Genomic DNA, 26,675 nt, shown 5'->3' with positions numbered 1-26,675 from the left:
ACGTTCGCCACTAGGGAAATGACTGTCCCGAGCGTCGCGCAGTGTGTTGGAATGCATCTTTGTGGCGCCACGGCGTCGGTCCGCTTTTGTGAGCGGGCGACGGAAATCATCAATGCAGCCTGAAGCATCATGACGGACCCCGCGAATCCTGGACTGGTGAACTCCGTAGCTGGCGCCGCCCAGAGCGAAGGGGACGAGCGGTACAGGTCGATCGTCCAGTCGGCCCTTGACGCGATCATTTCGATCAGCGCTGACAACCAGATCACCGAGTTCAATCCAGCCGCCGAGTCCCTCTTCGGGCATCGGCGACAGGATGTCATTGGCCTGGATTTGGCAGACCTGATCGTGCCGCCGGAGATGCGTACGGCGCACCGCGAGGGGCTGCGGCGCCATCGGAATTCCTTGACCGCGCCGCGGATTGGACGGCGAATCGAGCTGGACGCGATGAAGTCCGACGGTAGCCGCATTCCGATTGAGCTCACGGTCACGAGGGAGAGTGGCGCGGGTGTCGCCCAGTTCACCGCCTTTATTCGGGACCTCTCGGAGCGACGGCTGGCTGAAGCACGAGCGCGTCAACTGGGTGAGGAGTTGAACGCCTCTGAACGGCTGCTGGCGGGCGTCCTGTCCAATTTGCCGGGAATGGCATTCCAGTGCCTGCTCGAAGATGACCCGACATTCACTTTCATCAGCGATGGCGCCGTTCAACTGTGCGGATACACACCAGACGAGTTCTCGTCGCAGCGGGTGAAATGGAGCGGCTTGGTTCGCAAAGGGGATCGCTCAAGCCTTGTGGCGGCGAGGCGGGCCGCGTCGTCCAATGAAGGGCGATATGAAATTACATACGGCATCCGCGACAGAAATGGCCACGAAAAATGGGTGTTGGAACGAGGCACGGTCACGCCTGATGGTGCCGTGATGTGGATCGCGGGCTTGATTGTCGATGTGACATCGGACACGAATGATCGTCATCAGATCTCTCTGCTGAATGCGGAGTTGGAGGCGCGAGTCATGCGACGTACTGCGGAGCTCGAGTTTGCAAATGCGGAACTGGAGACTTTTTCCTATTCCATCGCACACGATCTGCGCGGGCCCTTGACGTCGATAGCGGGCTTCGCGCGCATCATTGAAGAGAAAGTCGGCTCGCGCGCCGAACTGGCGCACTTTTTCAAGCGCATCCGCGCGGGAATCAGCCACATGGACGACCTGATCGACGCCATGTTGTCATTGGCGAGAATCAAACGAAGCGCTTTGGCCCCCAAGCACGTGGATTTGGCCGAGTTGGCTCGAGAGATTGTCGGAAGGTTGATCCAGGGTGAACCCGACCGGCAGGTGACACTCGACATTCCGCCCCATTTGTGGGTTCTGGGGGAGCCGCTGCTCCTGCGCCAGCTGATGGAAAACCTCATTCGCAATGCGTGGAAGTTTTCCGGAAAATGCGCGACCACCTCCATTCGGATCTTCAGCACATCCAGCGAACCAGGGCGGCGGACCGTCAGTGTCGAAGACAAGGGGGCTGGTTTCGATACGGAAAGCGCTGACCGCCTCTTCAAGCCGTTTGTTCGTTTGCATACCCCGACGGAATTCGAAGGCACCGGCATCGGCCTCGCCATTGTGCAAAGAATCATCACGCACCACGGGGGGAGGATCTGGGCAACCGGGCGGGCGGGAGAAGGCGCATGCTTCAGCTTCACATTGGAGGCGCCCGACGAAGGTCTGATTTGTTGAAAATGCGGCCCGGCAAACAGAAACGCCTCAGCACCGTGAAGTACTGAGGCGTTCAAAATCTGGTGGCCTGGGGCGGAATCGAAAAACCCGGCCCGAACCGCGCCAATCCTTGCTCTCCTTGCCGTCCACCTTCGTGGGGTACACGCTGGGGTACACCAAACTGACCATTGATTCGACGGCAAAAGTGGCTTCGAACCACTGACCATCCGACCAACCCACAGCATTATGCAACCACCACGCTGCTCCGCGCAGCACCTGGATCGGCCCTCCCCAACACTAGTTGATCGGGTTTCGGCCGGTTCCTCGCTAGGCACGTCTGCTTTCGCCCCCCCAAGCAGCCGTCACACAGCAAAGCGGGCACCGCTAACTCCGCCTCAACACACTAGCTGTGCTGATAAGTGTCTGTCCACATTGACGGCGCTCATGCGTGCTCCACGCTCATGCAGCTCGCGCCGCCCATGAGAGCCAGCACGCGATGCCAGGATGGCTTGTAAGGGCGCCAGCTACTTGCTGCGCTCTCCCGGGACCGGCGAGGGGAATTTGGTCCCGTTCAGTCTCAGCCACCACGATCCGCTTGGGCTTGAGATCGAACTTCTTATCCACGCGCTCGATCATGTCCTTCGAACTGCCTACTTCTTCTGTTATGCCTGCGCGCGTTGTCGGCACACCGCCGATGGCTCAGCGCAGCACTTGGACCGGCCACGCCCCATACTCTAGTCCTGCGGGCTTAGGCGGTAGGCACGGCTGCTGTCGACCGAAAGCCAGATCAATCGAGGATGCCCCAAACAGAAGTTGCATTGCTGTGGCGGGCGATCCCCGCTTCTGGCCCAAGTTGGACGTGGGTGCAGTATTCACGTCGTATGCGCTCGAGCTTAATTACTGAAGCGGCTTGCTACGAACTTCGTCCGGCGCCTTGCCGTCTACATGTTCCGACTCACCTTTCTACTAAACCGCGCATCGCACGCCAAACGGAACCAAACGTACGTCCCGGCCTATGTGGATTTACTATGTTTGACTTCACCAGTCGCATCGCTTGGCCTGAACCCGCGAGCATTCCCGTTTCGGTGACCCGACAAATTGCAGACACAATGCGCAAGGCCACTTTCGTCGTGCTCGAGGGCGCATCCCATTTTGGCGCGTACGAATCGCCTGAAGTTTTCATCCCCCTGTTCGAAGAATTTATCGACTCATGGTCGCCGTGCAGGCCTCGCCAAACCCTAACTCTAGCTGCCCTACGGCTCGAGAACCAGTGAGCGGTGCGCAGCGGCGCCCGCTATTGATCCGTCGCCGACTGCGACTGCAATGTTGCCGGCTGCGCGGGCGACGTCCCCGCAAGCGAACACGCCGCTGACGGTAGTCTCTTGTTGCGCATTGGTCTTGACGAACGGGCCCAGTGGGCCGTGGTCGAACTCGCAACCAAGCTGCTCGGCCAGCGGGCTGGCGGGTTGCGTGCGACTGACTGTGAAAATGCCGTCCAGCTCGATCTCGCGTTGGCCAACGAGTTGTATTACGGCACGCCCGCTCACGCGAACCACCCGTGCATGCTCGATCCTTACGCCGCGCGACACCAATGCCTGCTCCTGATCTGAGTCCAGCGTCAGGGTATCGTTCAAGAACAGGGTGACCGCTCCCCAGTCGGGCAGCAGCATTGCCTGATGGATGGACACCGGCCCCACCGCCAGGACACCGATATGGCCGTTTCGGAGTTCATAGCCGTGGCAATAGGGACAATGAAACACCGACTTTCCCCAGCGTTCGCTCAGTCCCGGCACGTCCGGCAGTTGATCGACCACGCCCGTGGCAAGAACGATGCGCTTCGACCGCTGCGCGCCCTTGTCGGTGACCACCTCGAACGTTTCTCCGCTCCTGTGGATGGAGTGCGCCGCACCGTCCAGCCACCGCACGGCCGGGTAACTCAGCAGCTGCCGCTTCGCTTCCGCATGGATCTCGTCCGGAGGCCGGCCATCCTGGGCCAGAAAGCCATACGAGACTCGCGCAAAACGGTTCCTGCGCTGGCCATTGTCGATCACGGCAATCTGCCTTCTGGCCCGCGCCAGCTGCAACGCTGCGGACAGCCCGGCGAAACTGCCGCCGACGACGACTGCGTCAAGTTCCATGCGATATCTCCTCGAGGGAATGGTGGCCGCTGTCCATGCGATGGTGGAAGTCCCCGCACAGCGCCGCGAGGGTGACTGTGCCGAGGCGGGTCAGGAGGAGCGCTTCCGCCTGGCGATAAGCGTCGTGCAGCGCGGCATTCACCGCCTGTTCGACCAGGCAGGTGGGGTTCTGCTCACGATGGCCCACGGCCAGCAGACCGGGCGAGCCCACGGCCTCGTGGATGTCCCACAGCGTGACGTGCTCCAGCGGACAGGAAAGCACCCAGCCACCCCCCGTGGCCCTTCGCCGACGCCACAAAGCCGGCATCACGCAGCCCCGCCATCAGCCGCCGCACCACCACGGGATTGGTGTGCATGGCCGCGGCCAGGGACTCGGAGGTTGCCGGGCCATCCATTTCGGCCATGTGCAGGAGGCAATGCAGCACGCCAGATAATCGACGATCTCGTTTCATGCAACAACTGTAGTTTCGTGACCGAAACATTTCGAGTGTAGGGCGATTTCCAAACGAGATCAGATTGCCGGCACGTCCATTCGGAAGTTGTCCGTGATACGCGTGTACATGCCAGGGCTCGAAAGCCGGCCGATGGGATTGAGCCGCAACAAGTCAATGCGGTGGCGCTCGTCGATTGCATCTCGACGAATGTGTGCAGCGACCACCTCCAGCAGCACAAGATGGCAAGGCGGCGAACCCAGCGGCTGGATGCTGTGGACCCTGCATTCGTACTGCACCGGCAGTTCTGCGATGCGTGGCGGCTGCACCATAGTGGAGGCGATGGTGGTGAACCCCGCAAGTGCGATTTCGTTGACCCCGATCGGGTACTCGGGCGCACAGCGGTTCATGCGCTCCTTATTCGCATCGTCCACGATGTGCACGACACATTCTCCGTTGGCCCGAAGGTTGGTCAGGGTATGCTTTTCTCCCTCGCCGCCCGCGGGCGAACCAATGGAAATCATCAGCATCGGTGGGCAAAACGCCACCGCATTGAAGAAGCTGAAGGGCGCCGCATTGGTACCCGCCGGGCCGGCCGTGGAGACGAGCGCAATCGGCCGGGGTATCACGGTGCTGGACAGGATTTTGTATTGATCTGCCCAGGCTAGGCTAGGCAGGTCGATTTCGACCGTCGCTGGGGTGGCCGCGGGCGTCGCCCGTGATGTGCTTGGTTCCATGTCCAACCTTAGAGCCCCAGGTAGGCCTTGCGTATGTGGTCCGATGCCGCAAGTACGGCCGACTCGCCTTGTTGCACCACCTCACCCTGCGCGAGCACATAGGCCCGGTTCGATACGCCCAAAGACATTCGAGCGTTCTGCTCGGCCAACAGGATGGACTGACCCTGGGCGCGCAGCGAGGAGAGCAATGCGGCAACGTCGGCCACGATCAATGGCGCCAGGCCCAGAGTCGGCTCGTCGAGCATCAGCAGACGGGGCGCGGACATCAGCGCGCGCCCAATGGCCAGCATCTGCTGCTCGCCGCCCGACAGCGTGCCGGCCGCCTGCTGGCGGCGCTCCCTCAACTTCGGAAACAACGCGTACATCTGCTCGATCCGACGCGGCTTGTCGTGACGGGTGCCGCGGTTGAAACCCAACTCCAAGTTCTCCAGCACGGTCAGCGTGGGAAACACGTGGCGCCCTTCGGGTACCAGCGCTATTCCCAACGCCACCTTGCGCTCGGCCGACAGCTCAGTCACGTCTTCGCCTCCGAAGGAGATGCGCCCCTGGAGACTGCCGCCAACGCTCAGAATTGCCTTCAGCAGCGATGACTTGCCCGCGCCGTTGGCACCCACCAGGGCGACTACTTCGCCTTCGTTGACTTGAAATTCGACACCGCGCGTGGCCACGGTCTTGCCGTAACTTACAGTGGCCGCCTGCACGTCCAGGATGGGGTTTGTGCCCGCTTGCTTATCCAAGATAGGCCTCCCGGACCTGAGGGTTGTCCGAAACCTGTTTCGGTGTGCCCACCGTGATCGGGACTCCGTGATTGACGACCAGCATTCGGTCGCATACAGACATCATCAGCTTCAGGTTGTGATCCACCAGAACGATGGTCAGGCCCTCGTCGCGCAGGCGCTGCAGCGTGCACTGCAACTGGTCTGCCTCCGAGTGGTTCAAGCCGGCAGCCGGTTCATCTAGCAGCAGCAGTCGCGGGCCAGCCGCCAGGGCCAAGGCAATCGACAACAGCTTCTGCTCACCGTACGACAACTCGTCAGCCCGTGTGTTCTGCTTATCGAGCAAACCCACTAAGTGCATGGCGTGGCGCGCCACCGAGGACCGCTCCGCCTCCGAACGACGGAACTCCGCACCACCGACCAGTGCGCGCCACAGCGACACCTTCCCGACCAGGTAGGTGCCGGTCATGACGTTCTCGGCCACAGTGAGGCCCCTGTACAACTCCGTGTGTTGAAACGTGCGCACCACACCTAGTGCCGCCAGTCGGTGCGGCGCGAGGGCTGCGACCGGACGGCCAAAGGCGTGAATCTCACCCGCTGTAGGCAGCTCGAAGCCACTCACCAGCTTCAGCAGTGTTGTCTTGCCGGCGCCGTTGGGGCCAATGACCCCGAAGATTTCCCGGCGGTGCACATCGAAGTGGCTCCCATCGACCGCACGCACCCCGGCGTAGTGCTTCTGCAACTTGCGTACTTGCAGCACAGGTCCATCAGGCACAACTGCCGGTGAGGATCGGACGACCGTCGGGGTAGTTGGATGCGCCACATCCGAGCCATTTGGGATCGCCATCACTGCGGGGCGGCGTTTCCACAGCGGCTCCAGCAAATTCACGATGCCGTGCGATTGGGTGCGCACGGCCAAGAGAAGCAAGCCAGCGAAGACGATCATCCGGTACTCGTCGATGGTGCGCAATGTCTCCGGCAAGACGGCAAACACCACTCCACCGATGAGGGGGCCCACCAGCGTGCCCCGTCCTCCAAGGATCACGATCAGCAGACCGATGGCAGAGTACGAGGGATTGAACAGGTCGGGCGAAAGCACGAGCACCTTTGGCACGAGCAACACCCCGGCCAGCCCCGCCAGCCCGCCAGATAGCGCGATGTTGACCACCCGCACCCGCAACGTGGGAATGCCTACGGATTCCGCCAGCGCAATGGATTCGCGGATAGCCAACCAGGAGCGGCCAATCGGGCTAGCCATGAGCCGGCGCATGCCGAGGAGCACTGTAGATAGCAAGGCGATCGCTATCCACAGGTGATATTGATGGAATTGGAGGCCGAGACCGTCCAGCCAATCGATGCCGGGCAGCGGCACCACCACACCCAGCGGGCCACGGGTTAGCGAAACCCAACTCGTCGAGACCAAGCGCAGGATTTCCGCACTGGCTAGCGTGGCAATGGCGAAGTAGGCACCGCCCACTCGCAGTGAAGCAAAGCCGACGAGTGCACCCAGCACTACAGGCGGGAGCAGTGCCAACGGAGCAGCCACACTGAACGGGATGCCCAACTGCACGTACAGCAGCCCTGCGCCATACGCGCCCAGGCCCGAGAACGCGGCATGACCGAACGAGAGGTAACCCAGATAGCCGTAGACGAGATTGACGCTCAGGCCCAGGATGGCGAAAGCAATGGCAGTGAGCGCCAGACCGCTCAGGTAGGGCGTCAGCAACGTCGAGACCGCTGCAATAGCGATAACGCCGACAAGAAGAATTGCAGTCTTGCGCATGGCCTCAGCCCTTCTTTCCGAACAGGCCGGCAGGCTTGAACAACAGCACCAGCAACAGAAGTACATACACAAGCGCAAGGTTCACCGTGGCACTGAAATACATGCTGCCGAAGGTCTCGAGCACGCCCAGGGCCAAGCCACAGACAAGCGTGCCGCGCACACTTCCCATGCCGCCGATCACCACTACGGCAAATATCTTGGTCAACACGTTGTGGCCCATCACCGGCGAAAACGTCAGTACCGGCACCATCAGCGCGCCGGCCGCGCCGGCCAGCACACCGGCCAGAACGAAGGTCTGCGATCCAATCCGGCGCACGGGGATGCCCACTACAGCGGCGGCGAAGCGGTCTTCGGCGAGGGCACGGATCTGTTTGCCGAACAGGGTATGACGTAGGACCATGTGCACGCCGGCGACCATCAGCAGGCCGGCCACCAACACCAGCGTTCTCTGGTAGGTCAGCGTGATGCCTATGAAGTCCACGCTGCCGACAAGACCAGGGACCGCCTGTGGAGTAGGTCCCCAGACGGCGAGTACCGCCTCTGAGACAAGCAGACTCAACGCGTACGTGCTGAGGAGCGTATCGGCCGATCCCTGTTTGCGCGCGACCAGAGGGCGGACCGCCAGCCTGTCGATGACGATTGCCAGCAGCCCGGAGCAGCCAATGGCCAGCAGGACTGCCCAGCCATACGGCAACTGGTGCTGCGCCGCCGCAATGAAGGCAATCAGAGCGCCGACCATGTACAGGTCGCCATGAGCGAAGTTCATCACGTGGAGCACGCCGAACACCAGCGTGAGGCCCAGGGCCAGCACCACATAGGTCATGCCGGTGCTAAGCCCGTTGAGGACTTGTTGGAGAATGAAGGTATCCATCTTGCGAGCCAGGAACGTGTGGGGACCGCGCGCGCTTGGCGGCGGCGGTACGGGGGTCCGCCGGCAGGCGCCGGCAGGCATTGCCGCGGCGCCGGGGCGCCTTACTTGCTGACTGCTATGCGGCCGTCACGGACGGTGAGCAGGGCATACGCGCCATTGGCCTGGCCGTCTTGCGCGAAGCGCACCCCGCCCCGAGGTGTTTGCCAGGTGCCGGCCTTCAGCACTTCTGCAACCTTGCCTGGATCCTCCACGGTTTTGGCAGCGGTCATGGCGGCGGCCAGCAAGGTGATGCTCTCGTAGCCAATGGCCACGCTCTTGTCCGGCTCGTCGCCGTGAGCCTTCTTGTAGCCTTCGACAAAGGCCTTGTTGACCGGGTTGTCCAGCGAGGGCACGTAGATATCGGCGCTCACGGCACCCTCGGCCGCGGGGCCTGTGATCTTGAGCGCGCCCGGGTAAAGAATGCCCGGCATCAGGCAGATGGAGGGCTTGAAGCCGATCTCAGCTGCCATGCGGATCACGTTCCCGTAGTGCTCTGGATTGGTGCCGGTGATGCACAGCACGTCGGCCTTGCTGCGGCGCATGTTCGTCACGACCGCGTTGAAGTCGGACTGACTGATGTCGTACGTTTCATCGAAGACAATTTGCCCTGGTTCGTTGAAGATCGCCTTCAAGTGCTTGCGCCCATCCAGGCCGAAGTCCGTGTTCTCGTTGAACAACGCGACTTTCTTTCCGGGGAATCTGGCGATCAGCACCGGCTTGAGGGCCCGGGCATCCATTTCGGTGGTGGAGTTGAGGCGGAACAGCCTGTCGTAGCCCTTGGTGGTGACATCCGGATGCTTGGGGATGCCGGCCATGTACAGCACGCCGGCCCGCTTGAACGTGGGGATCATCGCGAAAGCCACCGTGCTGCTCACTTCACCAGCGACGAACTTCACCTTGTTCTCCGTGACCAGGCGCTGCGCCACGTTGGAACCTTCGGCCGGATTAAGCGCGGTGTCGTACACGACCAGCTCGACCTTTCGGCCCAGCACACCGCCGGCGGCGTTGAGCTGCGTCATCGCGTATTGCGCGCCCTTGAGCATTTGCGACCCCAGCAAGGTCTTGGTGGCTGAGGTGAATCCGATCTTGATGGGCTCGGCGTTGGATACGGCCTGTGCCGAGGCGGTGCCCGCAATCAGTGCCATCGTTACGGCGGCCGCCGTTCGGGCCAATTTGTAGAGAAGCGTCATTGTTGTCTCCGGTTGGTGTGCTTGAAGAAAGGTGGGGTCAGGCGAGCGCGGCCTTACCCCTCTGGATGGATTGACCCAGTCCCTCGCTGCGGCGCGCCTGGAAGGATTCGGAGAGGTGGCTGAGCTGGTGGGCGTCGAAGTGCGCGCTCATCGCGCTACGCATGCCCTGTATGTCGAGCCCACGGTTGATGGAGCGTTTGGCCAACATCATGGCGAAGCTGTCACCGCCGGCAATCTGCAGCGCCAGCGCGTCCACAGCGGCTCGAAGCTGGTCGCGAGGAACGACGCGATTCACCATTCCGACGGCAAGCGCCTGTTCGGCCGTCATGCGGCCACCGGTAAAAAGAAACTCCTTGGCCTTGCGCGCGCCCATCACCCAAGGGTGAACCAGCACTTCCACGGCCGCGGTACCCAGGCTCTGGCACACGGGGTCGGAGAAGAAGGCGTCGGGCGATGCCACCACCAGATCGCACATGTTGGCGACCATGAAGCCCCCCGCTACGCAGGCGCCGCTGACTTCGGCGATGGTCGGCTTGGGGCAGTCCCAGATGCGCATTGCATAGTCGAAGTAGTAGCGCGTCTCGTAGGCCCAGCGCTCTTCGACCGTGAAGTTCGAGCGCTTCTGCGCGGCTTCCTTGAGGTCGTGACCGGCAGAGAAGTGATCGCCCTCTCCGGTCAGGACGATTGTTCTGACGGCCGCGTCCTCGGCGGCGCGGCACAGGGCGTCGTCCATCTCGTCGAGGAGCGCCTGGCTTTCGGCATTGCGTGCGTCGGGCCGGTTGTGCGAGATCCGGGCCACTGGGCCGCAGACGCTATAGAGGATGCATTGGTAGTCCATGCGGATTCTTTCGAGGAAGGTGGTTTAGGAAACTCAGCCGAGGAACAGGCCGTCCGGGTCTAGCTGGCGGGCCAGCGCAAGTTCATCAGGCGCGGGCGAAGGCTCCAGGAGCACCGTTGGCGCGACAGAAACCTCCCAGGCACAGCGGTCCAATGCCTGTTCGATCAGCGTCTGCAGTGGCAGGCCATCCCTGGCGATCACCGCGGTCAATGTGAAAGGCTGATCGGCTTGCTCACGCTCGAACACGGCCAGCGGCGTAACCACGGCCTTCACAGCGCGGCCCGGCGTTGTGATGAAGTCGACCTGGCGCACCAGTCGGTCCGGCGAATGCGCAATGGTCACCATCACATCCGCCGCGGCGCTGCCGATGTCGTTGGCGCCGCCCGAGCCGGTGAGCAGCATCTTCGGCAACTGGCTGGTATTGAGGTTGCCCGCCGCGTCGACCTGGGCCGCACCTAGCACGCCGAGCGCACGATTCGATGAGCCGGCGGTCAGCAGTCCGAGGGTGACCAGTGCGTCGCTCAGCATCGCACTACCCGCCATGTTGCGGTAGTTGAAAAGAAACGGGTCGCCGGGCGAAGGCAGGTAGCCGTACATTCCGGACTCGACCATCAATGGCAAGTGCACACCGTCCTGCCCGCGCTGGATCGATGCCATCCAGGCCGCCAGTGAGGAGATGCCGAGGCCGGCGAGCATGGCTGAAGTCGCCCCCCGCTCGAGCCGGCGACGGATGACCCGCGCGGCCAGACATACATGGGTTTCGGCTTCATTGGCAGGGTGCCATGGTGTCGCTTCTAACGCGCAAGCTTCGAAGCGCCAACCGTCCGCCAGCGCCCTGCCGCGCAGCGCGTGAATGCGCTCACTACCCAGCTTGGTCAAATAGGCGTTGTGGTCCTTGCAATCCAGGATCCACTCCTGGGTCCAAGCCAACAGAGTCTCTTTTGACTTCCCGGCGTTGCGCAGGTCGAGCAAAAAGGCGTAGTCGTCGGGATACCCCGCCAGCTCGGGGACAGGTGCGCTCGGCAGGGAATTGGGGTGGCCGCCCAGCGGCACATGGCAGACGATGCCTACGGCGTGAGCCGGAATGCGCACGTGGTCCGCATGCCGGCGCATGGCCTCACGGCTAATCATGTGATCCACCGTCACCACGACCGTGCGCTTGGCGCAGAAGGCGGCCCAGATACCGTCATAGAGCGGTGGACAGATGAGGATGTTGCCGTCCTCGTCCGCTGCCAGACCATGAACGAAGGTCACATCCGGGACGAGCGGCGCCACCACTTGGGTTGGCGTGCCGTCGAACGGGCTGGCTACCTCTGCCGTGTCTCCAGTTTCTGTGGCAAGTGCTGTGGCCATATCGCTTCCCGCAAGAGAGCGGGTAGGAAGGAACGGCAATCCCATGGCAGCGGCCATCAGCCTTTGCGAGAGCGTGAGCAGCGACCAGTTTTCGAACACCACGCTGTGTTCGCGCGCCGCCTGGACATAGACCGGATGGGGAGCGGGCGTCGGATACGTCATCGCCTGGATGGAACTGATGACTCGGCTGACCAGACCACCTGCCACCATAGGCGCGTGCTGATTCGCCACTGCGGGCGCAACCAGCGTGAATGCAGGCGATCGGCCCCAGAACGCGCGGACGATCTCAAACATGGCGGCATTCGGTCGCGCCATGGAACCGCCAAAATACAACGTGTCCCCGTGGCGGACAGCCTCCCGCACAGCGTCCGCCAGTTCCATGAAGCGCGGGCCTTGCGCGCGGCCACCGGCCAGCGACTTCCAGCGTTCAGCGACGCTCGTGACAGTGTCAGCGCGCATCACTGAGGGTCCTCGCCAACAGGGACTTGCGCACCTTGCCGGCGCCTGTGCGGGGCACGACGCTGGGCGCAATGGTGCGCACGTGCTCCGGCCACTTGAATCGCGCCAACCGGCCTTCGCAAAAAGTCCGGACTTCCTCCATCGTGAACGTGCGTCGCGGATCCCGCGGGACGAGCGCGGCCAGCACGGTTTCGCCCAGAACGTCGTCGGGCTGCGGCAGGACTATCGCCTCCAGGACATCCGGATGTCGTGCCAGGCACTCCTCGACCTCGATGCTGGAAATGTTCTCCCCGCCGCGGCGGATGATGGCCTTGAGGCGGTCAACAAAGAAGTAGCGTCCCTCTTCGTCCTTGTAGGCCAGGTCGCCGGTGTGGAACCAGCCTTCACGCACTGCTTCGGTGAAAGCGGCGGGGTTGCCAAGATAGCCGGCAAAGCCTTGGCCGAAGCGCGTCACGATTTCTCCGATCTCCCGCGGTGCACATTCGACGCCCGAGTGGGGATCGACGATGCGCATGTCCACGCCCGCCACAGGTCGGCCGATACATGCGTGCGATCCGCCCAGCCCATGGCAGTCCGGCTCCGTCAAGGTGCCGAAAGTTTCAGTCATCCCGTAGCCATCAATGACCGGGCGCTGCCAGCGCTCGGTTAGCTGCCGCCAGCGGGTTGCAGAGCCAGCGCCGAAGATGAATTGCAGCTGCTGCGATACGCGCGCCTCCACTGCACTCGGTGGCTGCGCAAGCAGGATGAAAAGGATCGTTCCCATCGTCCACAAGACGCTGGGTCGGCCGCGGTCCGCTTGCTCCCAGAAGCGCGAGGCGCTGAACTTGCGCGCGAGCACCAGTGTGGCGCCGGACATGACCGCCAGGCTCACGCCCCAATTGAGAGCCGCGCTGTGGCTGAGGGGGGTGACCAGCATGATGCGGTCCTGCGTATCCAGCCTCAAGTGCTTGATGTAGTTGCCGATGGCAGCAACGACCGCTGCGCTTGTTTGGAGCGCGGCCTTCGGAGCCGCGCCAGTGGTGCCCGAAGTAAAAATGGCTGAGAGACCGTCTGCGTCCGAAAGCTCGGCGTCCCTACCTCGGTGTATGGCCCCGGCACCTTTTGCGAAGCCGAACAAAACTTGCAACTCAGGGAGGTGGCGGCCCGCCTCTTGCGCGAGGGCGGCGCAGTCAGCGCTGTAGACCAGGTGCCGGGTTCCCAGGCACCGCAGGGATTGCTCCAGCTCACCGTGGGTGAGCTGGGGATTCAGCCCGGCGCAGATGGCACCGATCTTCTGGCACGCGAAATACCACACCAGCCATTGCGGCGAGTTTTCCATGAGCAAGCCGACCACCGTACCCCTACCGGCACCCAAGTCGCGCAGCTGGGTAGCGCAGGCACTGGCCTCGAGATCGGCCGCCTCATAACTCAGCACAAGGTCCTGCGCCGGGTCATCGTCCACGTAGTGCACGAAGGGATGGTTGGGCCGCTTGCGGGCACTCTGCTCGAAGTAGTCGATCAATAGCATGTTGTGAGGCGGCATCGTCAGGCGGTGGGTGGACTCGAGGGAGTATCAGAGGTGGCGGAAGTCTCGGTCGCTGCTGATGGCGGAGTCCACCAGTCGCAGCGCTTCGGGCGACGCCAACGTGTCCACGAAGAGCGAGCGCTCGATGTCCAGTCCGTCATATAGCGAGGCTTCGATCGCATGGCGCACCAGCTTTTTCCCATGCGCCACAGCTGTCGGCGACAGTCCGGCGAGATCGCGCGCCCGTTCCAGCGCCACATCCAGCACCGGCACGTCTGCCTGCACCAGGTCGTGTATCAGACCCTGCGCCAGCGCCTGCGCGGGGGAGAGTCGGCGCCCGTGCAAAACCAGGTCCAGTGCACGGGCCATCCCCACGATCCGGGCCAGGCGCTGCGTGCCACCGGCTCCCGGGACAAGTCCCACCCTGATCTCCGGCTGTCCGATCGAAAAAGGGCCGTCCTGCATCACCCTGAAGTCACAGGCCAGTGCCAGCTCGCAACCGAATCCCATCGCATTGCCGTTGAGGGCCGCTATCACGGGCTTGCGCGAGTTCTCGATGCCGCGGAAAAGCAAGTCCATGTCACGTTCGGGCGTGTGGTCCGTGGCGCCATATCGCACGCCACGGTCGTTGAGCTTTCGGCACAACAGTTTCAACTCCTGCAAGTCGTAGTGCTGAATGAACACCCCTGCGCCGCCGCCAGTGAAGATGACGACACGCACTTCAGGTGCTCTCTCCACGGTGCGGAATGCCCTGTAGAGCTGGCCGACCAAGGTGTCGGTCATATACCCATGAGGCGGGTTGGAGACAGTGATGACCGCGGTGGCCTCTCGGGTCTGGGTGGTGACAGTGCTCATGGAAATAGTGAGGAGGTCGATTCGGATCAAATGTATGACAGAGCGCTCGCTCTGTCAACGAGAAAGGAGCGACCGCTCTGTAAAGACAGAGCGGTCGCTCTATAATCGCCTTGCTCACCAGTGCATATGCCCAAGAAGCCCGAATTCCCCCGCCGCGAAGAATTCCTTAACGCCGCTCTGGCGCGCTTCTCTCGCTCCGGCTACTCTGCGACGTCCACGCGTGAAATCTGCGCCGACTTGAACATCGTGCCCTCGGCGATGTACAACTACTTCCCCTCCAAGGAAGCCGTCATCCTGGCCATCGAGGAGCGCGAGATGACTCGAATGCTGGAGGTCTACAAGTCCGTGGTGCTTGCCACCGATGGCCAGCCTGGGGCCCGGCTGGCAGGGCTGGTGACCTGCACGTTTGAGCAGGCCATAGTCCGGCGCGCCTCCTGGCGCCTGATGGCGGACATGATCCGTTCGCTCCAACCGGAAAACCGCGCGCATGTCATCGAGCGCCGCGATGCCGTTGAGCACATGGTGCGCAACGCGTTGGAGCAGGCGATCCAGGCCGGGTTGATCCCATCACAGGACATCAAGTTGGCCTCACTTCAACTCTTCAGCATGGCCGAAGGAATGTCGGGCTGGTATCGAGGCGATGGGGCTTATACCCCAGCGCATATCACCTCGCATGCGACCCTGTTTTTCTTGCGGGCTATCGGCGCCTCGGAAGCCTTGCTGCAGCACGCTCCTTGAAAGTGGCTGCGTTCGGAGCGCCTTGCTCGGCTCGATATTCACTGGGGCTCATCCCCACGCCATCCCGAAATGACGTGCTGAAATGTGCAAAGTTCGAGAATCCGACACCAAGGGCGATCTCGCTGATACTGCGGGTCTTCCAGGAGTGCTCGCGCAGAAGGGTCTTCGCCCACTCGAGACGCGCTTGTCGCAGATAGGTGCGAGGTGTCGTACCCGTGGTCTTGAACAGGGTCTGAAGGTAACGGACAGAGATTCCACCCGCCGCCGCCATTGAGCCGACATCCAGCGACGGGTCGCCGAGGTTGCACCGGATGTAAGCCTTGATCCGGCGGAGCGTCGCCGCTTGCACCGCCGTCTCCGTGGATTGCACATCCACCTGGTCGTTCATCATCAGGACGTATAAGTCAAGCAGGTGATCGCTGGTGCGCAGGAAGGCCCCTTGGTCCAGATCAAGCAACGTATCGGATAACGCTGAGGTGTAAGCCATCGCACTGATAGCGAGCGAGTGACTGCCTGCGAACGCGAGACCGCATGCATTCTCCAAGCCGGGCATTCGGTTGTGCAGCGTGTGGCGGGGGCACGCAAGCGTCACGGCAGATAGCGGGTCACGATGCTCAAAGCGAAGTGGCTCCGACGCATCCACTAGTACGACCTGTCCGGCACGAACCGTTTCCCGGCGGCGTCGGTGACGGATGGAGACCTCGCCCGCGAGAACTGCAATGAATTCGTACTGGTCGATCAGATCGCGACGCACATGTTGCGAGGTTCGCTCGAGTGCGGCGCCATCGGCGTCGAAGCGGACCATCTGGATATCTCGCACGCGCTTGAAGGACAAGCGCGCTTTGTACCCGCCGGCAGGCAGGGGATCGAAGGAGAGTTGGCCGTGCAGCTGTCGTACCCACGTTTCCCATTGCTCGAGCTGAGTCGCAACAAACAACTCTGCAGTGCAAAAGCTGGCCTGCAGCGGGGCGGGATTCATGTGAAATTGTAGCCCGGCATGCACAAGACCAAGATGCGACGTTCGACCTGCCGATCGATAGCGTATTGCGCCTTTGGAGAAAAACTTGTGCGCATCCAGCAAAGTCATGTCGGGCAATCATGCCTAGAGTCGACCGCAGACGAGCTGCAATACTGAGCAATGACGCGAAGTGCAGATGTGGCCGCAGGAGACAAGACACATGAATTCAATCTCACCGGCGGGGTCGGTTGATCTCGCAGTTACCGTCGACGACCTGCTGATCTGGGATGGCGTTCCGCTTCCAACGGGCTACACGCGAGGCTCCATCGTCGAGTCCATGGTGAAGACGCTGGCCGAGCACCAGATCCGTGGCGTGTATGGCTTTGCTCACACATCGCCGCTGGAGGACGACCCCGGCCTTCGCGACACGCTGGAGCATTGGGTTGATCAGGGGCATCACCTGGGCAACCACACACATTGCCATGCGTCTCTCAACTGGGTGAGCGGCAAGTGCTATTGCGACGACATCCGTCGCGCCGAAGACGCCATCGGCGACCTGATCGAGCGGGCGCCCGAACGCTACTTCCGGTACACCATGGACATGTCCGGCGAGTCCGAGGCAAAGCGTGGAGAGGTCGAGGACTTTCTGCGCGTGAACGGGTACGTCAACGCGCCGATCACTGCATGGTTCGGTGACTTCGCATGGATCGCGCCCTACTACCGTGCGACGATGAACAAGGACATGGCCACGGTGGAGATGTTGCGCCAGAGTTATCTGCAGGCAGCGTTATTCCAACTACGGAGTCACGCCGCCGCGGCGCGCCAGATCTTCGGTCGTGACATCCCCTACATCTGGCTGATCCATGCGACGCCCATAGCACAGGACATGCTCGGTGCCATCCTGGCTGCATTTTCACAATCGGGCGTTCGCTTCACCAGTCTTGAGCACGCGATGAAGGATCCCGCGCACCTCGGAATGCCGCGCATCTCGCCGAAGTTCGTCAATCACCTGCAGCGCTACGCGTTGATGCAACAGGTCGAAATGGCCTCGCCACCGCAGGAACTAATCCAAACCATACTCGACGCGGCACCGGTGCCGGGAATGGAGAGCATCCCCTTGTACGAAAGGGTGCTGCGCAAGATGAACGACCGCGCAGGCGGAACCTACTCGTGGGACTGGAGCTGACGCATGAGTCTCGAAGTAAATCTCCAGGTTCGCCTGGCCAAACGGCCCGATGGCCTGCCCGACGACGACTGTTGGTCAATCGTTGAACACTTCGTGCCCGAGGTCGGCAACGGCCAGTTCGTTGTGCGCAACGAATTCATTTCGATCGATCCGGCAATGCGTGGCTGGGTGAGTGCGGGCGACTCGTATATCGCGCCAGTGGCGATCGGTGAAGTGATGAGAGCGCGAGCCGTTGGCGAGATTGTCGGCTCACGCCACGCGGCCTTCCCTGTTGGCACGAAGGTGATGGGCTTCTTTGGAGTGCAGAACTTCGGCCTGTCGAATGGTCAGGCGGTTACGCGCATCGACGAAGCGCTGGCACCGATGCCGCAGCATCTGGCGGCTCTCGGCAGCCCGGGAATGACGGCGTATTTTGGCCTGCTCCACGTGGGCGCCTGTCAGGCGGGAGAAACGGTCGTGGTCTCGGCTGCATCCGGTGCAGTGGGGCAGATCGTTGCGCAGATTGCGCGCCTCAAGGGATGCACCGTCATAGGCATTGCGGGCGGCTCGGATAAGTGCCGCTTCGTTGTCGAGCAGCTTGGCGCCCAAGCCTGTATCGACTACAAGAGCGTCAACGTGGCGTCGGATCTGCGATCACTCTGTCCACAGGGCATTGATGTCTTCTTCGACAACGTCGGGGGCGACATTCTCGATGCAGCGCTGGCGAACCTCGCTCAGCACGCGCGCGTGGTGATCTGCGGCGCCATCTCGCAATACAACAATCTCGATTCGGTCAAAGGCCCCAAGAACTATCTGTCCTTAATTTCCAAGCGCGCATCCATGAGGGGCATGCTGGTGACTGATTTCGCCGATCGAAACGCAATCGCCGTGTCAGAGTTGGCGGGATGGCTGCGCGACGGCTTGGTGCGCTCCACACTCGACGTCGAAGCGGGACTGACCCGGTTTCCGTCAGCGCTGCGCAAGCTGTTTGCGGGAGCCAACTTCGGCAAGCTGGTCATCGAGGTGTAGGGATGTCGAGCCGCGATGCCGCATGAAGCTTCGCGATCTCGGGCGCGGCTCTGGCGATCTCGGACTGGATCCGCTTGGACCCGCGCGCGTCGGCGTGGTCTTCAGAGGCGTTGCAAGCTTGGATCGACGATCCTGAGGGCTATCGCGTCGTGCGCAGTCAAGAGTGAGCGGCCAATGTCGTTTCGATCAACTGGGCGGACGGCACGGCGCGCTTCACATCCGATAGGGCGCTGACAAGAGCGGCTTCGGCCGAGGTCGCTTCCCGCGTGAAATCCAGGCTCAGACGGCCAACCCGACCGATGCCGACCAATGCGTCGCCGCAGCCGGTGGCGCCGAGTCGCTCCACCACATCGTCAACCGAGTCGCCGCCGTCTCGCAGTTGGTACTTCAACGTGAACGTGTATTCCACGGTGGGGCGCCAAGCGCGGATCGATGAACTGGAGATCGCCGCGTTGCGCAGCAAATTGGAGCGAAGAGCAGCTCCTTCAAATAGACGCTGTTAGCGCTAAAGTAGGTGGTGGCCTGGGGCGGAATCGAACCACCGACACGCGGATTTTCAAGTTCAGTGTGGACGAAGCCGCCAAGGTTGACAACTATTGATAAGTCACCGCATGATGCACTCCATGAGCAAGAGCACCATGAGCTTCGCCCTGCCCGAGCCCATGCGCGAATACGTCGACCAACGCGTTCGATCGGGCGAGTACGGGAACACGAGCGAGTACATCCGCGAGTTGATCCGCCGTGACCAGGAAGAGCAGGCGAAGAAGCGCCTGCGTGAGCTGATCCGGGAAGGCCTGGAGTCGGGTCCCGGCCGTGAACTCACCCCACGGGTCACGGCTGAACTCCGCAAGCGCGCTTTGGGCGGGAGACATTGAAGCCTGCACGCCTGCGGCCACAGGCCGAGATGGATTTGGTGCAGATGGCGAGCTACTACGCCAAAGAGGGCGGCAAGGATCTCGGAGAACGCGCGTTCAACGCGGCAGTCGGCGCACTTGACGCAGTGCAGCGGCGGCCGGGAATGGGGTCTCCACGCTTGGGGCAACTTTGCGGGATTCCTTCGCTGCGTGCGAGGCGCGTGCCGGGCTTCCCGATGCAATGGTTCTACTTCGAGCGCGAAGACCACCTCGACGTCGTGAGGCTGATCGGCGATCGCCGAGACATCATCGCCATCCTGGGAGACGGCATTTAACTGCTCGCTGTCGAATGCAAAACGCCCCGGAGCTACGAACCTTGTGGCTCGCCGGAAGCGTCCAACCGTATGTCGAGCAGCGCAACGAGGATGGCATCATGGAGGTTGCGAACTGATTGTTGCGTACCCGTCATGAATTCCCCCGTGCCTCCCGCCGACCTTGCCGGACCTTTGTGGGCCGTCACGAGTTACTTCAACCCCGCCGGCTACCGGCGCCGGAAGGCCAACTACCGCGTCTTTCGTGAGCGTTTGCCGCTGCCGCTTCTAACGGTCGAGTGGTCGCCGACCGGACAATTCGAGTTGCAGCCCGACGACGCCGACATCCTGATCCAGCTCACGGGCGGCGATGTCATGTGGCAGAAGGAGCGGTTGCTGAACATCGGTGTGGAACGCCTGCCCTCCCAATGCAAACACGTCGCATGGGTGGATTGCGACCTGGTCTTCGAACGCGAGGGCCTGCGCGAGGCAATACTGAACGCGCTCGACGCGGTGCCGGCCGTGCAACTGTACGACCGTGCCGCCTACGTCGACCGCACGCCGATCGAGGCATTGGCACGCTTCGGAAGGTGCGCAGATCGAACCATCACGATGGAGCGCACGGGCTCCGCCGCCGCGTACGTCGCCGCCGCACGCAGTGGAACGCCGATGCCGGTCGTTCCCGTGGCCACCGAGCGCATGGACGAGTACAAGCGCCTGCTCAGCGTCGGCTTCGCGTGGGCTGCCCACCGCGAATTGCTCGAGCGCTTTCCGCTGTTTGACGAGTGGGTCGTCGGCGGTGGCGACACGGCCTTCTTCCACGCCATCACCGGTACGCCAGAGCAGGTTGTGCTGAACCACGGGCTCGCGCCCGGTCAACGCGATCACTATCTGCCGCGCGCCCGCGCCCTTGCCAACGCGTTTGGCGGGCGGATCGGCTACGTTCCGGGCCGAGTCTTCACACTGTGGCACGGCGACTTTTCCGACAGGCACTATAGCTCGCGCCACTCGATCCTTCCGCGGCACGATTTCGATCCGCGCCGCTTTCTGCGGCACAGCTCCTCCGGCGTATGGGAATGGGCGGATGCCCCCTCGGGCCTGCCCGCCGAGATTCGCGCGTATTTCGAGCGGCGCCTCGAGGATGGCGCCGGTGGTGGTGCTCTTCCAAGCCATCGCCAAGTGAATTTGCCTTCTCTTTGAAGCGCTCCAAATATCCTTGCAACTGGGCAAGAGCATCCAGACTCGCGATGACGCCACAGGACGCGTGCGCGACCTGAATCCGCCACTCGGTCACTTCTTGAAGGAAATTGGTTTGCTTGTCGGTGCGATTGCTTGTCAATGCGCGCCGAGAATGGGCTCAGAAAAAAGCCCTTGATCCGTTACAGATCAAGGGCTTCCGATTCTGGTGGCCTGGGGCGGAATCGAACCACCGACACGCGGATTTTCAATCCGCTGCTCTACCAACTGAGCTACCGGGCCAGAGCCAGCGATTATAGCAGGGTCCGGGGCTGCGGTTCACTTCCGCCAACGGCACTCGAACTCCGGATGCATGACTTCGGTGCCGCAGATGGCGAATGCCTCAGCCTTGATGCCGCCGTACACCGTGCGAAAAGGGGCGAAGCACGCCAGGCTGCGGTAATACTCCTGGCGCCACATCCGGCAATCCTCCGCACTGGCACGAGGCGGCAGTGTCGGGTCTGATTCGTCCGCATATCCGCCTGATGCGGCGGCGCGCGGCTTCGATGCCGGCACGACAGCGTTGTCGCGCTCCGTTTCGGCGCTCTTCAGTTGGGCCTTGTCGCGAGCGGCCCGGTCTTCCGCCGCCTTGCGTTGTTCTGGCGTTATCTCACTCCTGGGCGCTTGCTGCTTGGTGACTTGGCCGGGCGCCTTTGGCGGCGGCCGATCCGACATCTGCACCCGGCCTTGCTCGTCCACCCAGCGATATATTTCGCCTGCTGTTCCGAGCCCGCTAACCGCCGCGCCCGCGAAGAAGCACGCAACGAATCGCCATTTCATCACCCGCCGCGCTTGCCCCGCGAAAGATCCACGCCCAGCTGCTTCAGCTTGCGGTAAAGGTGGGTGCGTTCCAGTCCCGTCTTTTCGGCCACGCGCGTCATCGAACCGCCTTCCTTGGCCAGGTGAAATTCGAAATACGATTTTTCAAACTCATCACGCGCGTCGCGCAAAGGCTTGTCCAACTCGAACACCTGGCGCGCCTGCGGGCCGAGCTCGACCACGGGCGGCAGGCTCTGGCCGCCCGTCATCGCGGCCTCGACGGTGAGCTCGACCACCGGTGCCGGCGCAGCACCTGCGACGCCCGGCTTGCGCGCGCCCGCGCCACTGGTGCGTGACAGGCCCGCTTCCACTGCCTTCAGCAGCTTCTGCATGGTGATCGGCTTTTCCAGGAACGACTGCGCGCCGATCTTGGTGGCTTCCACCGCGGTTTCGATCGTGGCGTGCCCGCTCATCATGATCACCGGCATGCTCAGCAGGCCGCCGGTGGACCATTCCTTGAGCAGGGTGACGCCGTCCGTGTCCGGCATCCAGATGTCCAGCAAGACGAGATCCGGCCGGGCGCGCGCGCGCGCGGCGCGGGCCTGTGCGGCGTTCTCCGCCAGTTCGACGTTGTGGCCCTCGTCATTGAGGATTTCGGACAGCAGGTCGCGGATGCCCAGTTCGTCGTCGACCACCAAAATATTTGCCATGTGTTCCAGAACTACCCTATGCGGGGTGGGTGTTGCTAAGCCGCAACTGCGAATGATAGCGATACTTGGGCGCCCTGGACGACTCCGCTTTCGACGCGGTTTTTCAGGTCCACACGGGCGCCGTGTTCGTCGGCGATTTTCTTGACCACGGCAAGGCCCAGGCCTGTGCCTTTAGCCTTCGTCGTGACGTAAGGTTCGAAGGCGCGCTTGAGGATATGCTCCGGAAAACCTGCGCCTGTGTCCTGCACGATCAGGCGGGCGCGGCGCGACGTGGGGTTCCATTGCGTCTTCACGGTGACCTCGCGCAGCGTGGCGCCTTCGGTGGCGTCCTGCGCGTTTTGCAGCAGGTTGTGGATCACCTGGCGCAGTTGCTGCGCGTCGCCCATCACTTTGGGGCAGTCCGGATCCAGGTCCATCAGCACCGGCACATGTGCGGACGCGTCACCGCGCTCGCCGCCTTCGCGCGCATAGAGCTGCAGCACGTCGGCCACCAGCGCGTTGAGGTCGACCGGCTTGAGTTCGGCGGCAGGCAGGCGCGCGTAGTCACGGAACTCATTGACCAGCCGCTTCATCGCATCGACCTGGTCGACGATGGTCTGGACCGACTTGGTCACGATGGCTTGTTCTGGTGGCGCCACCTTGCCGGCCAGTTTCATTTCCAGCCGTTCGGCCGACAGCTGGATGGGCGTCAGCGGGTTCTTGATCTCGTGCGCGAGACGACGTGCCACTTCGCCCCACGCCTGCGCGCGTTGGGCCGAGACGATCTCCGAGATGTCGTCGAACACCAGCAGGCGCGCACCCTTGCCCGGCGCATCGGCGGGCATCTCGGCACCGCGCGCCACCAGCGTGACTGCATGCTGGGGTGAGCCAGGCTGCGCCGTGTTGAGCTCGAACGATTGCTGCCAATGGTCCAGGCCATGCTGCTTGCGCTCGTTCATGTATTCGTCGAACTGCTGCTGCACGGCCGCGCCGAACGCTTCCAGCCCCTCGATGGCAGCAAGCGGTTGGCCCTGGTACACCGCCAGCGGAACGCGCAGGATGCGGGTCGCGCCCGGGTTGGACGACTGGATGCTGCCCTTGTCGTCGAGCACGATCACGCCCGCGGTCAGGTTGTCCAGGATGGTCTGCAGGTTGGCGCGCGCGGCGCTGACCTGGCCCATGCTCTTGTCGACGGCGGCACGCGCGTCCGCGAGCTGCTGCGTCATCTCGGCGAAAGACCGCGTGAGTCCGCCCAGTTCGTCTTTTCCCTGCAACGCAGGTTTGGGCGAGAGATCGCCTGCTGCCACTTCGCGTACACCGGCGGCCAGCAACAGCAGCGGGCGCGCCAGCTGGTTGCCCAGAATGATTGCGAGTAACACCGCGCCGAACACCGCGAGGAACAGGGCCAGCGTGAGCGTGCCGATGTACATGCGGCGCAACCCCTCGCGGCCGAGAGCGCGTTCCTGGTATTCGCGGTTGGCCTCCTGCACCGCGATGGCGTTGGCCACCAGTGTGGGCGGCAGCACCTGCGTCACCTGCAGGATGCGCGGCTCGCCCAGCAGGCCAACGCTCGACGCGGACACCACGGCCATCGCCTTGATGCGCGCGTTGGCCGCGCCGAGCCCCGGCTCGTCCAGCCCTTCGATGATGGAGATGGACCGTTGCGACCGCACGTTGCGCAGCTGTTGCGGTGTGGGCCGTTCCGGGTTCAGCTGGAAGCGCGACTGGCCCGCACTGGCGATCTGCTGGCCCGTGCCGCTCCAGAGGATGACGTCGTTGGCTGGCAATTGCTCGCGCAAACGCTCCAGCACAATCGGCGCCGAAGCGTCGGGCGTGTCCGCCAACTGCACGGCCGCTGCGCGCGTCTTGCTGGCCAAGTCGCTCGCCAATGCGTCGAGCGTGGAGCGGCCGAGATTCAGGCCCGCATCCAGCGCGCCTTCCACCTTCACGTCGAACCAGCTTTCGATCGAGCGCGACACGAACTGGTAAGACACCACGTAGATCAGCATGCCGGGCAGAAAGCCCACCAGCGCGAAGATCGCAGCCAGCTTGACGAGCAGCCGGCTGCCGAACTTGCCGCTGCGCAGGCGCGATATCAGGCGTACGGCCACCCACACGATCACCAGCAGCAGCACGCCCGCCACCACCATGTTGATGGCGAACAAGCGGCCGTAGTTGCGCTCGTACAGCTCGCGGTTGTTGGTGGCCTGGGTCAGCAGGAACAACAGCACGATGCCGATGGCGACGATCACAGAGACCGCGACACCCACGCCCCAGCGGAATGCCGCGGAACTGCGCAACGGAAAGCGCGACGAGGTTTCTTCGACCGGTCCGGTGCTCACCGCCCGCTCTCGATGGTGAGGCGCTGGTTGCGCAGCGCCGTGATGTTCCAGTCGGCATGGCCCACCGCGCCGATCTGGAACGGGCGCGGCAGCTGCGACACGTCGAGCCGGAAGCGGAAGTCGACGTTGTAGCGGGCCTCAGGATCCACGTCGCCCGCCTCGGCGATCTTCCAGTGCGAAATGTGTTGAACAGCCGCCAGGGCTTCTTCGCGCGTGTCGAAAGTCTGGCCCAGCGCCAAGCCGGAATTGCCGATGGGGTTGGGTGAGACCGTGAGGCGCCAGCGCCGCGTGAGCGGCTGGTAGGAAAGGCGCATGTGCCGGGCGGTGACGGCGGTTTGCTTGTCGTACCAGTACCAGCGATCGCGAAACAGCACCGCCTCCGCCACGAAGAACATGGGGATTCCCTTGGCCAGGGCGTCGTCGATCACCTGTGGCAGCTCGAACCTGACGGTGGCGGACAGCAGAACGCCCTCTTCGGTGCGCTCCAGCCGCAGTTGGCTGATCTCCGTCACCGGCGCTTCGGCGAGCACGGCCTGTGCCAGAGCCATTAAGACCAGGGCCATTAGCAGCCGAACGGCGCGTACGACGGCGCTACGCAGGATGAGGCCCTGCGCTTTTTTCCAGCAGCGCGTAATAGAAACCGTCGTGGTCACCCTTCAGATTGTCCGGGACGGCATCGGCCTTTGCCCCGCTTTGGGGCAGTAAATGGCCGGGCGCGGGCCGCAAAACGGCCGCTGTGTGGCGCGCAAGAAACGTTTGCACCTGGGCCTCGCCCTCGGCCCGGAAGACCGAGCAGGTGCAATACAGGAGGCGCCCGCCGGGCGCCAGCAGCGGCCATAGGACGGCCAGCAGGCGAGCCTGGATTGCCGCCAGCTGGGCAATGTCGCTCTCGCGGCGCAGCCATCGCACGTCCGGGTGCCTGCGCACGATGCCTGAGGCCGTGCAAGGCGCATCGAGCAGGATGGCGTCGAACGGTTCACCGTCCCACCATGCGGACGGCTCGGCCGCATCGCCCGCAACCACGCGCGCTTCCAGGCCGGTACGCGCCAGGGTTTCGCGGATGCGCTCGCATCGGGCCGGGTCCACGTCCAGCGCCGTGACCTGCGCATCGGCCAGCTCCAGGATATGGGCCGTCTTTCCGCCAGGGGCAGCGCAGGCGTCGAGGACGCGCGTTGGCTTCAACCCTGCCCTGCCTGCCAACTCCTTCAGGAGCAGCGGCGCTGCAAGCTGCGCGGCGGCGTCCTGCACGGACACCACGCCGGTGTCGAAACCGGGTATCTCGTGTACCGCCCGCGGACGCTCCAGCATCACGCCATATTCGCCGACCTCCGTGGCCGCGATGCCCGCATCGGCCAACAGCTGGAGGTATTGCGACGGCGTGGAGCGGCGTGCGTTGACGCGCAAGGTCATCGGCGCCTGCGCGTTGTTGGCGGCCAGGATCTGCTGCCACTGCTGCGGATGGTCTTGCTTCAGGCGCTGGGTCCACCAGCGCGGATGGTTCCATTGCGCTTCCGGATTGGTATCCGTCGCGGCGACCAGCGCGTCGCGCTCGCGCAGGAAGCGCCGCAGGCACGCGTTGATGAAGTTCGCCTGGGGCCGGGTTTCGGGGCCGCGCTTCGCCGCCTCAACCGCCTGGTCGACCAGCGTGAACACCGCGTAGGGTGCGCCCTCTTCGCGCCAGCACAAGGCCAGCGCGGTGCACAGCAGCGCATCGGCGGCAGCGGGCGGCGGGCGCTTGGCCAACAGGCGGCGCAGTGCCTCGGCGCGCCCGAGCTGGCGCATGGCCTGGAAGGCCAGCGCTTGAGCGCCGGGCCGCACGGGCGCCTCGACCTGCGCGATGGCGGCCGTGGCGGACTGGCCGGCGCGCACCGCCGCGACGACGCCGGCGGCGGCTTGCAGCAGCCGCCAGAGCGGCAGCGACGGCGCTTGACCGGTCGCTGCGCCGGCATGACGGGTGGAAGGCAGAGTCACCGCGT

The 26,675-nt window shown here is 63.3% G+C and carries 23 protein-coding genes, 1 tRNA gene and 2 pseudogenes; 7 read left to right on the top strand and 19 right to left on the bottom strand.

Features of this window, described 5'->3' with window-relative positions; all coding sequences use genetic code 11:
* Positions 1-129: 129 nt before the first annotated feature.
* Positions 130-1,725 carry a PAS domain S-box protein gene (locus EEB15_RS00355; protein WP_141507542.1) on the top strand — a complete coding sequence of 532 codons (1,596 nt, stop codon included), beginning with the start codon at positions 130-132 and terminating at the stop codon, positions 1,723-1,725.
* Between the two features lie 1,232 nt (positions 1,726-2,957).
* Here the strand turns inward: EEB15_RS00355 and EEB15_RS00350 are convergent.
* The 11 genes and pseudogenes from EEB15_RS00350 to EEB15_RS00300 all read right to left on the bottom strand — a co-directional run bounded on the left by EEB15_RS00350 (position 2,958) and on the right by EEB15_RS00300 (position 14,618).
* Positions 2,958-3,842: an NAD(P)/FAD-dependent oxidoreductase gene (locus tag EEB15_RS00350; protein ID WP_141507541.1), complete on the bottom strand. Its 885-nt coding sequence runs from the start codon at positions 3,840-3,842 to the stop codon at positions 2,958-2,960.
* Positions 3,832-4,294: pseudogene (locus EEB15_RS00345) on the bottom strand (Rrf2 family transcriptional regulator). Before EEB15_RS00345 ends, EEB15_RS00350 begins: the two are co-directional and overlap by 11 nt.
* Before the next feature lie 59 nt (positions 4,295-4,353).
* Positions 4,354-5,010 (bottom strand): flavin reductase family protein, encoded by a 657-nt coding sequence (locus tag EEB15_RS00340; protein WP_141507540.1) that lies wholly within the window; start codon positions 5,008-5,010, stop codon positions 4,354-4,356.
* 8 nt (positions 5,011-5,018) lie between these two features.
* Positions 5,019-5,720 (bottom strand): ABC transporter ATP-binding protein, encoded by a 702-nt coding sequence (locus EEB15_RS00335; protein WP_199236437.1) that lies wholly within the window; start codon positions 5,718-5,720, stop codon positions 5,019-5,021.
* Between the two features lie 19 nt (positions 5,721-5,739).
* The gene (locus EEB15_RS00330) at positions 5,740-7,509 is read right to left on the bottom strand and encodes an ATP-binding cassette domain-containing protein (protein ID WP_158289948.1); all 1,770 of its coding nucleotides are present in this window, start codon (positions 7,507-7,509) and stop codon (positions 5,740-5,742) included.
* Positions 7,510-7,513: 4 nt separating this feature from the next.
* Entirely contained in the window at positions 7,514-8,380 is an 867-nt protein-coding gene (locus EEB15_RS00325; protein WP_158289947.1) for a branched-chain amino acid ABC transporter permease, read from the bottom strand.
* Between the two features lie 101 nt (positions 8,381-8,481).
* Complete coding sequence (locus EEB15_RS00320) at positions 8,482-9,609, bottom strand: ABC transporter substrate-binding protein (RefSeq protein ID WP_141507536.1); 1,128 nt, start codon at positions 9,607-9,609, stop codon at positions 8,482-8,484.
* A 37-nt stretch (positions 9,610-9,646) separates the two neighbouring features.
* Positions 9,647-10,447 (bottom strand): enoyl-CoA hydratase, encoded by an 801-nt coding sequence (locus EEB15_RS00315; protein WP_141507535.1) that lies wholly within the window; start codon positions 10,445-10,447, stop codon positions 9,647-9,649.
* A gap of 33 nt (positions 10,448-10,480) precedes the next feature.
* The gene (locus tag EEB15_RS00310; protein WP_141507534.1) at positions 10,481-12,259 is read right to left on the bottom strand and encodes a CoA-transferase; all 1,779 of its coding nucleotides are present in this window, start codon (positions 12,257-12,259) and stop codon (positions 10,481-10,483) included.
* Entirely contained in the window at positions 12,249-13,766 is a 1,518-nt protein-coding gene (locus EEB15_RS00305; protein ID WP_158289946.1) for a class I adenylate-forming enzyme family protein, read from the bottom strand. The genes EEB15_RS00310 and EEB15_RS00305 overlap by 11 nt, the downstream gene beginning before the upstream one ends.
* A 45-nt stretch (positions 13,767-13,811) precedes the next feature.
* On the bottom strand, positions 13,812-14,618 hold the full coding sequence (locus EEB15_RS00300; protein ID WP_141507532.1) for an enoyl-CoA hydratase/isomerase family protein: 807 nt from the start codon (positions 14,616-14,618) through the stop codon (positions 13,812-13,814).
* A 126-nt stretch (positions 14,619-14,744) separates the two neighbouring features.
* On the opposite strand from EEB15_RS00300, the gene EEB15_RS00295 reads away from it, so the two are divergent.
* Entirely contained in the window at positions 14,745-15,356 is a 612-nt protein-coding gene (locus EEB15_RS00295) for a TetR/AcrR family transcriptional regulator (protein ID WP_141507531.1), read from the top strand.
* Here EEB15_RS00295 and EEB15_RS00290 read toward each other — a convergent pair.
* The gene (locus EEB15_RS00290) at positions 15,316-16,443 is read right to left on the bottom strand and encodes a helix-turn-helix domain-containing protein (protein WP_141507530.1); all 1,128 of its coding nucleotides are present in this window, start codon (positions 16,441-16,443) and stop codon (positions 15,316-15,318) included. The two genes, EEB15_RS00295 and EEB15_RS00290, sit on opposite strands and share 41 nt — an antisense overlap.
* A 91-nt stretch (positions 16,444-16,534) precedes the next feature.
* Here EEB15_RS00290 and EEB15_RS00285 point away from each other — a divergent pair, with 91 nt between their 5' ends.
* Together EEB15_RS00285 and EEB15_RS00280 are read left to right on the top strand one after the other, a co-directional pair.
* A complete protein-coding gene (locus tag EEB15_RS00285; protein WP_141507529.1) occupies positions 16,535-17,500 on the top strand; it encodes a polysaccharide deacetylase family protein in 966 nt (321 codons plus the stop codon).
* A 3-nt stretch (positions 17,501-17,503) separates the two neighbouring features.
* On the top strand, positions 17,504-18,508 hold the full coding sequence (locus EEB15_RS00280; protein ID WP_141507528.1) for an NADP-dependent oxidoreductase: 1,005 nt from the start codon (positions 17,504-17,506) through the stop codon (positions 18,506-18,508).
* A gap of 181 nt (positions 18,509-18,689) precedes the next feature.
* Here the strand turns inward: EEB15_RS00280 and EEB15_RS00275 are convergent.
* Positions 18,690-18,917 (bottom strand): annotated as a pseudogene (locus EEB15_RS00275) (DNA-binding protein); the annotation flags it as partial.
* Between the two features lie 214 nt (positions 18,918-19,131).
* Here EEB15_RS00275 and EEB15_RS00270 point away from each other — a divergent pair.
* From EEB15_RS00270 to EEB15_RS00260, 3 genes are all read left to right on the top strand, one after another.
* Positions 19,132-19,383, top strand: coding sequence for a type II toxin-antitoxin system ParD family antitoxin (locus tag EEB15_RS00270; protein ID WP_141507527.1), 252 nt, complete (start codon positions 19,132-19,134; stop codon positions 19,381-19,383).
* Positions 19,380-19,697: a type II toxin-antitoxin system RelE/ParE family toxin gene (locus tag EEB15_RS00265; protein ID WP_233259288.1), complete on the top strand. Its 318-nt coding sequence runs from the start codon at positions 19,380-19,382 to the stop codon at positions 19,695-19,697. Before EEB15_RS00270 ends, EEB15_RS00265 begins: the two co-directional genes overlap by 4 nt.
* Before the next feature lie 144 nt (positions 19,698-19,841).
* Positions 19,842-20,873 (top strand): hypothetical protein, encoded by a 1,032-nt coding sequence (locus tag EEB15_RS00260; protein WP_141507526.1) that lies wholly within the window; start codon positions 19,842-19,844, stop codon positions 20,871-20,873.
* A gap of 203 nt (positions 20,874-21,076) precedes the next feature.
* Here EEB15_RS00260 and EEB15_RS00255 read toward each other — a convergent pair.
* The 6 genes from EEB15_RS00255 to rsmB form a co-directional block, all read right to left on the bottom strand.
* Positions 21,077-21,152 (bottom strand) — tRNA-Phe (locus EEB15_RS00255).
* Between the two features lie 36 nt (positions 21,153-21,188).
* Complete coding sequence (locus tag EEB15_RS00250; protein WP_141507525.1) at positions 21,189-21,689, bottom strand: DUF4124 domain-containing protein; 501 nt, start codon at positions 21,687-21,689, stop codon at positions 21,189-21,191.
* On the bottom strand, positions 21,689-22,378 hold the full coding sequence (locus EEB15_RS00245; protein ID WP_141507524.1) for a response regulator: 690 nt from the start codon (positions 22,376-22,378) through the stop codon (positions 21,689-21,691). The genes EEB15_RS00250 and EEB15_RS00245 overlap by 1 nt, the downstream gene beginning before the upstream one ends.
* Positions 22,379-22,413: 35 nt before the next feature.
* Entirely contained in the window at positions 22,414-24,699 is a 2,286-nt protein-coding gene (locus tag EEB15_RS00240) for an ATP-binding protein (protein WP_141507523.1), read from the bottom strand.
* Complete coding sequence (locus EEB15_RS00235; RefSeq protein ID WP_141507998.1) at positions 24,696-25,247, bottom strand: DUF4390 domain-containing protein; 552 nt, start codon at positions 25,245-25,247, stop codon at positions 24,696-24,698. Before EEB15_RS00235 ends, EEB15_RS00240 begins: the two co-directional genes overlap by 4 nt.
* A 43-nt stretch (positions 25,248-25,290) precedes the next feature.
* Complete coding sequence (gene rsmB / locus EEB15_RS00230; RefSeq protein ID WP_233259286.1) at positions 25,291-26,670, bottom strand: 16S rRNA (cytosine(967)-C(5))-methyltransferase RsmB; 1,380 nt, start codon at positions 26,668-26,670, stop codon at positions 25,291-25,293.
* Between the last annotated feature and the right edge of the window lie 5 nt (positions 26,671-26,675).

The sequence above is a fragment of the Ramlibacter sp. WS9 genome (genome assembly GCF_003797765.1).
GTDB lineage: Bacteria > Pseudomonadota > Gammaproteobacteria > Burkholderiales > Burkholderiaceae_C > Ramlibacter.
This window is presented reverse-complemented; position numbering and strand designations above follow the sequence as displayed.

Excerpts from the sequence above, each read along its gene's own strand:
- EEB15_RS00355 (WP_141507542.1), top strand. The coding sequence starts at position 130 with ATGACGGACCCCGCGAATCCTGGACTGGTGAACTCCGTAGCTGGCGCC.
- EEB15_RS00350 (WP_141507541.1), bottom strand. The coding sequence starts at position 3,842 with ATGGAACTTGACGCAGTCGTCGTCGGCGGCAGTTTCGCCGGGCTGTCC.
- EEB15_RS00340 (WP_141507540.1), bottom strand. The coding sequence starts at position 5,010 with ATGGAACCAAGCACATCACGGGCGACGCCCGCGGCCACCCCAGCGACG.
- EEB15_RS00330 (WP_158289948.1), bottom strand. The coding sequence starts at position 7,509 with ATGCGCAAGACTGCAATTCTTCTTGTCGGCGTTATCGCTATTGCAGCG.
- EEB15_RS00325 (WP_158289947.1), bottom strand. The coding sequence starts at position 8,380 with ATGGATACCTTCATTCTCCAACAAGTCCTCAACGGGCTTAGCACCGGC.
- EEB15_RS00320 (WP_141507536.1), bottom strand. The coding sequence starts at position 9,609 with ATGACGCTTCTCTACAAATTGGCCCGAACGGCGGCCGCCGTAACGATG.
- EEB15_RS00315 (WP_141507535.1), bottom strand. The coding sequence starts at position 10,447 with ATGGACTACCAATGCATCCTCTATAGCGTCTGCGGCCCAGTGGCCCGG.
- EEB15_RS00310 (WP_141507534.1), bottom strand. The coding sequence starts at position 12,259 with ATGCGCGCTGACACTGTCACGAGCGTCGCTGAACGCTGGAAGTCGCTG.
- EEB15_RS00305 (WP_158289946.1), bottom strand. The coding sequence starts at position 13,766 with ATGCTATTGATCGACTACTTCGAGCAGAGTGCCCGCAAGCGGCCCAAC.
- EEB15_RS00300 (WP_141507532.1), bottom strand. The coding sequence starts at position 14,618 with ATGAGCACTGTCACCACCCAGACCCGAGAGGCCACCGCGGTCATCACT.
- EEB15_RS00295 (WP_141507531.1), top strand. The coding sequence starts at position 14,745 with ATGCCCAAGAAGCCCGAATTCCCCCGCCGCGAAGAATTCCTTAACGCC.
- EEB15_RS00290 (WP_141507530.1), bottom strand. The coding sequence starts at position 16,443 with ATGACTTTGCTGGATGCGCACAAGTTTTTCTCCAAAGGCGCAATACGC.
- EEB15_RS00285 (WP_141507529.1), top strand. The coding sequence starts at position 16,535 with ATGAATTCAATCTCACCGGCGGGGTCGGTTGATCTCGCAGTTACCGTC.
- EEB15_RS00280 (WP_141507528.1), top strand. The coding sequence starts at position 17,504 with ATGAGTCTCGAAGTAAATCTCCAGGTTCGCCTGGCCAAACGGCCCGAT.
- EEB15_RS00270 (WP_141507527.1), top strand. The coding sequence starts at position 19,132 with ATGAGCAAGAGCACCATGAGCTTCGCCCTGCCCGAGCCCATGCGCGAA.
- EEB15_RS00250 (WP_141507525.1), bottom strand. The coding sequence starts at position 21,689 with ATGAAATGGCGATTCGTTGCGTGCTTCTTCGCGGGCGCGGCGGTTAGC.
- EEB15_RS00245 (WP_141507524.1), bottom strand. The coding sequence starts at position 22,378 with ATGGCAAATATTTTGGTGGTCGACGACGAACTGGGCATCCGCGACCTG.
- EEB15_RS00235 (WP_141507998.1), bottom strand. The coding sequence starts at position 25,247 with ATGGCTCTGGCACAGGCCGTGCTCGCCGAAGCGCCGGTGACGGAGATC.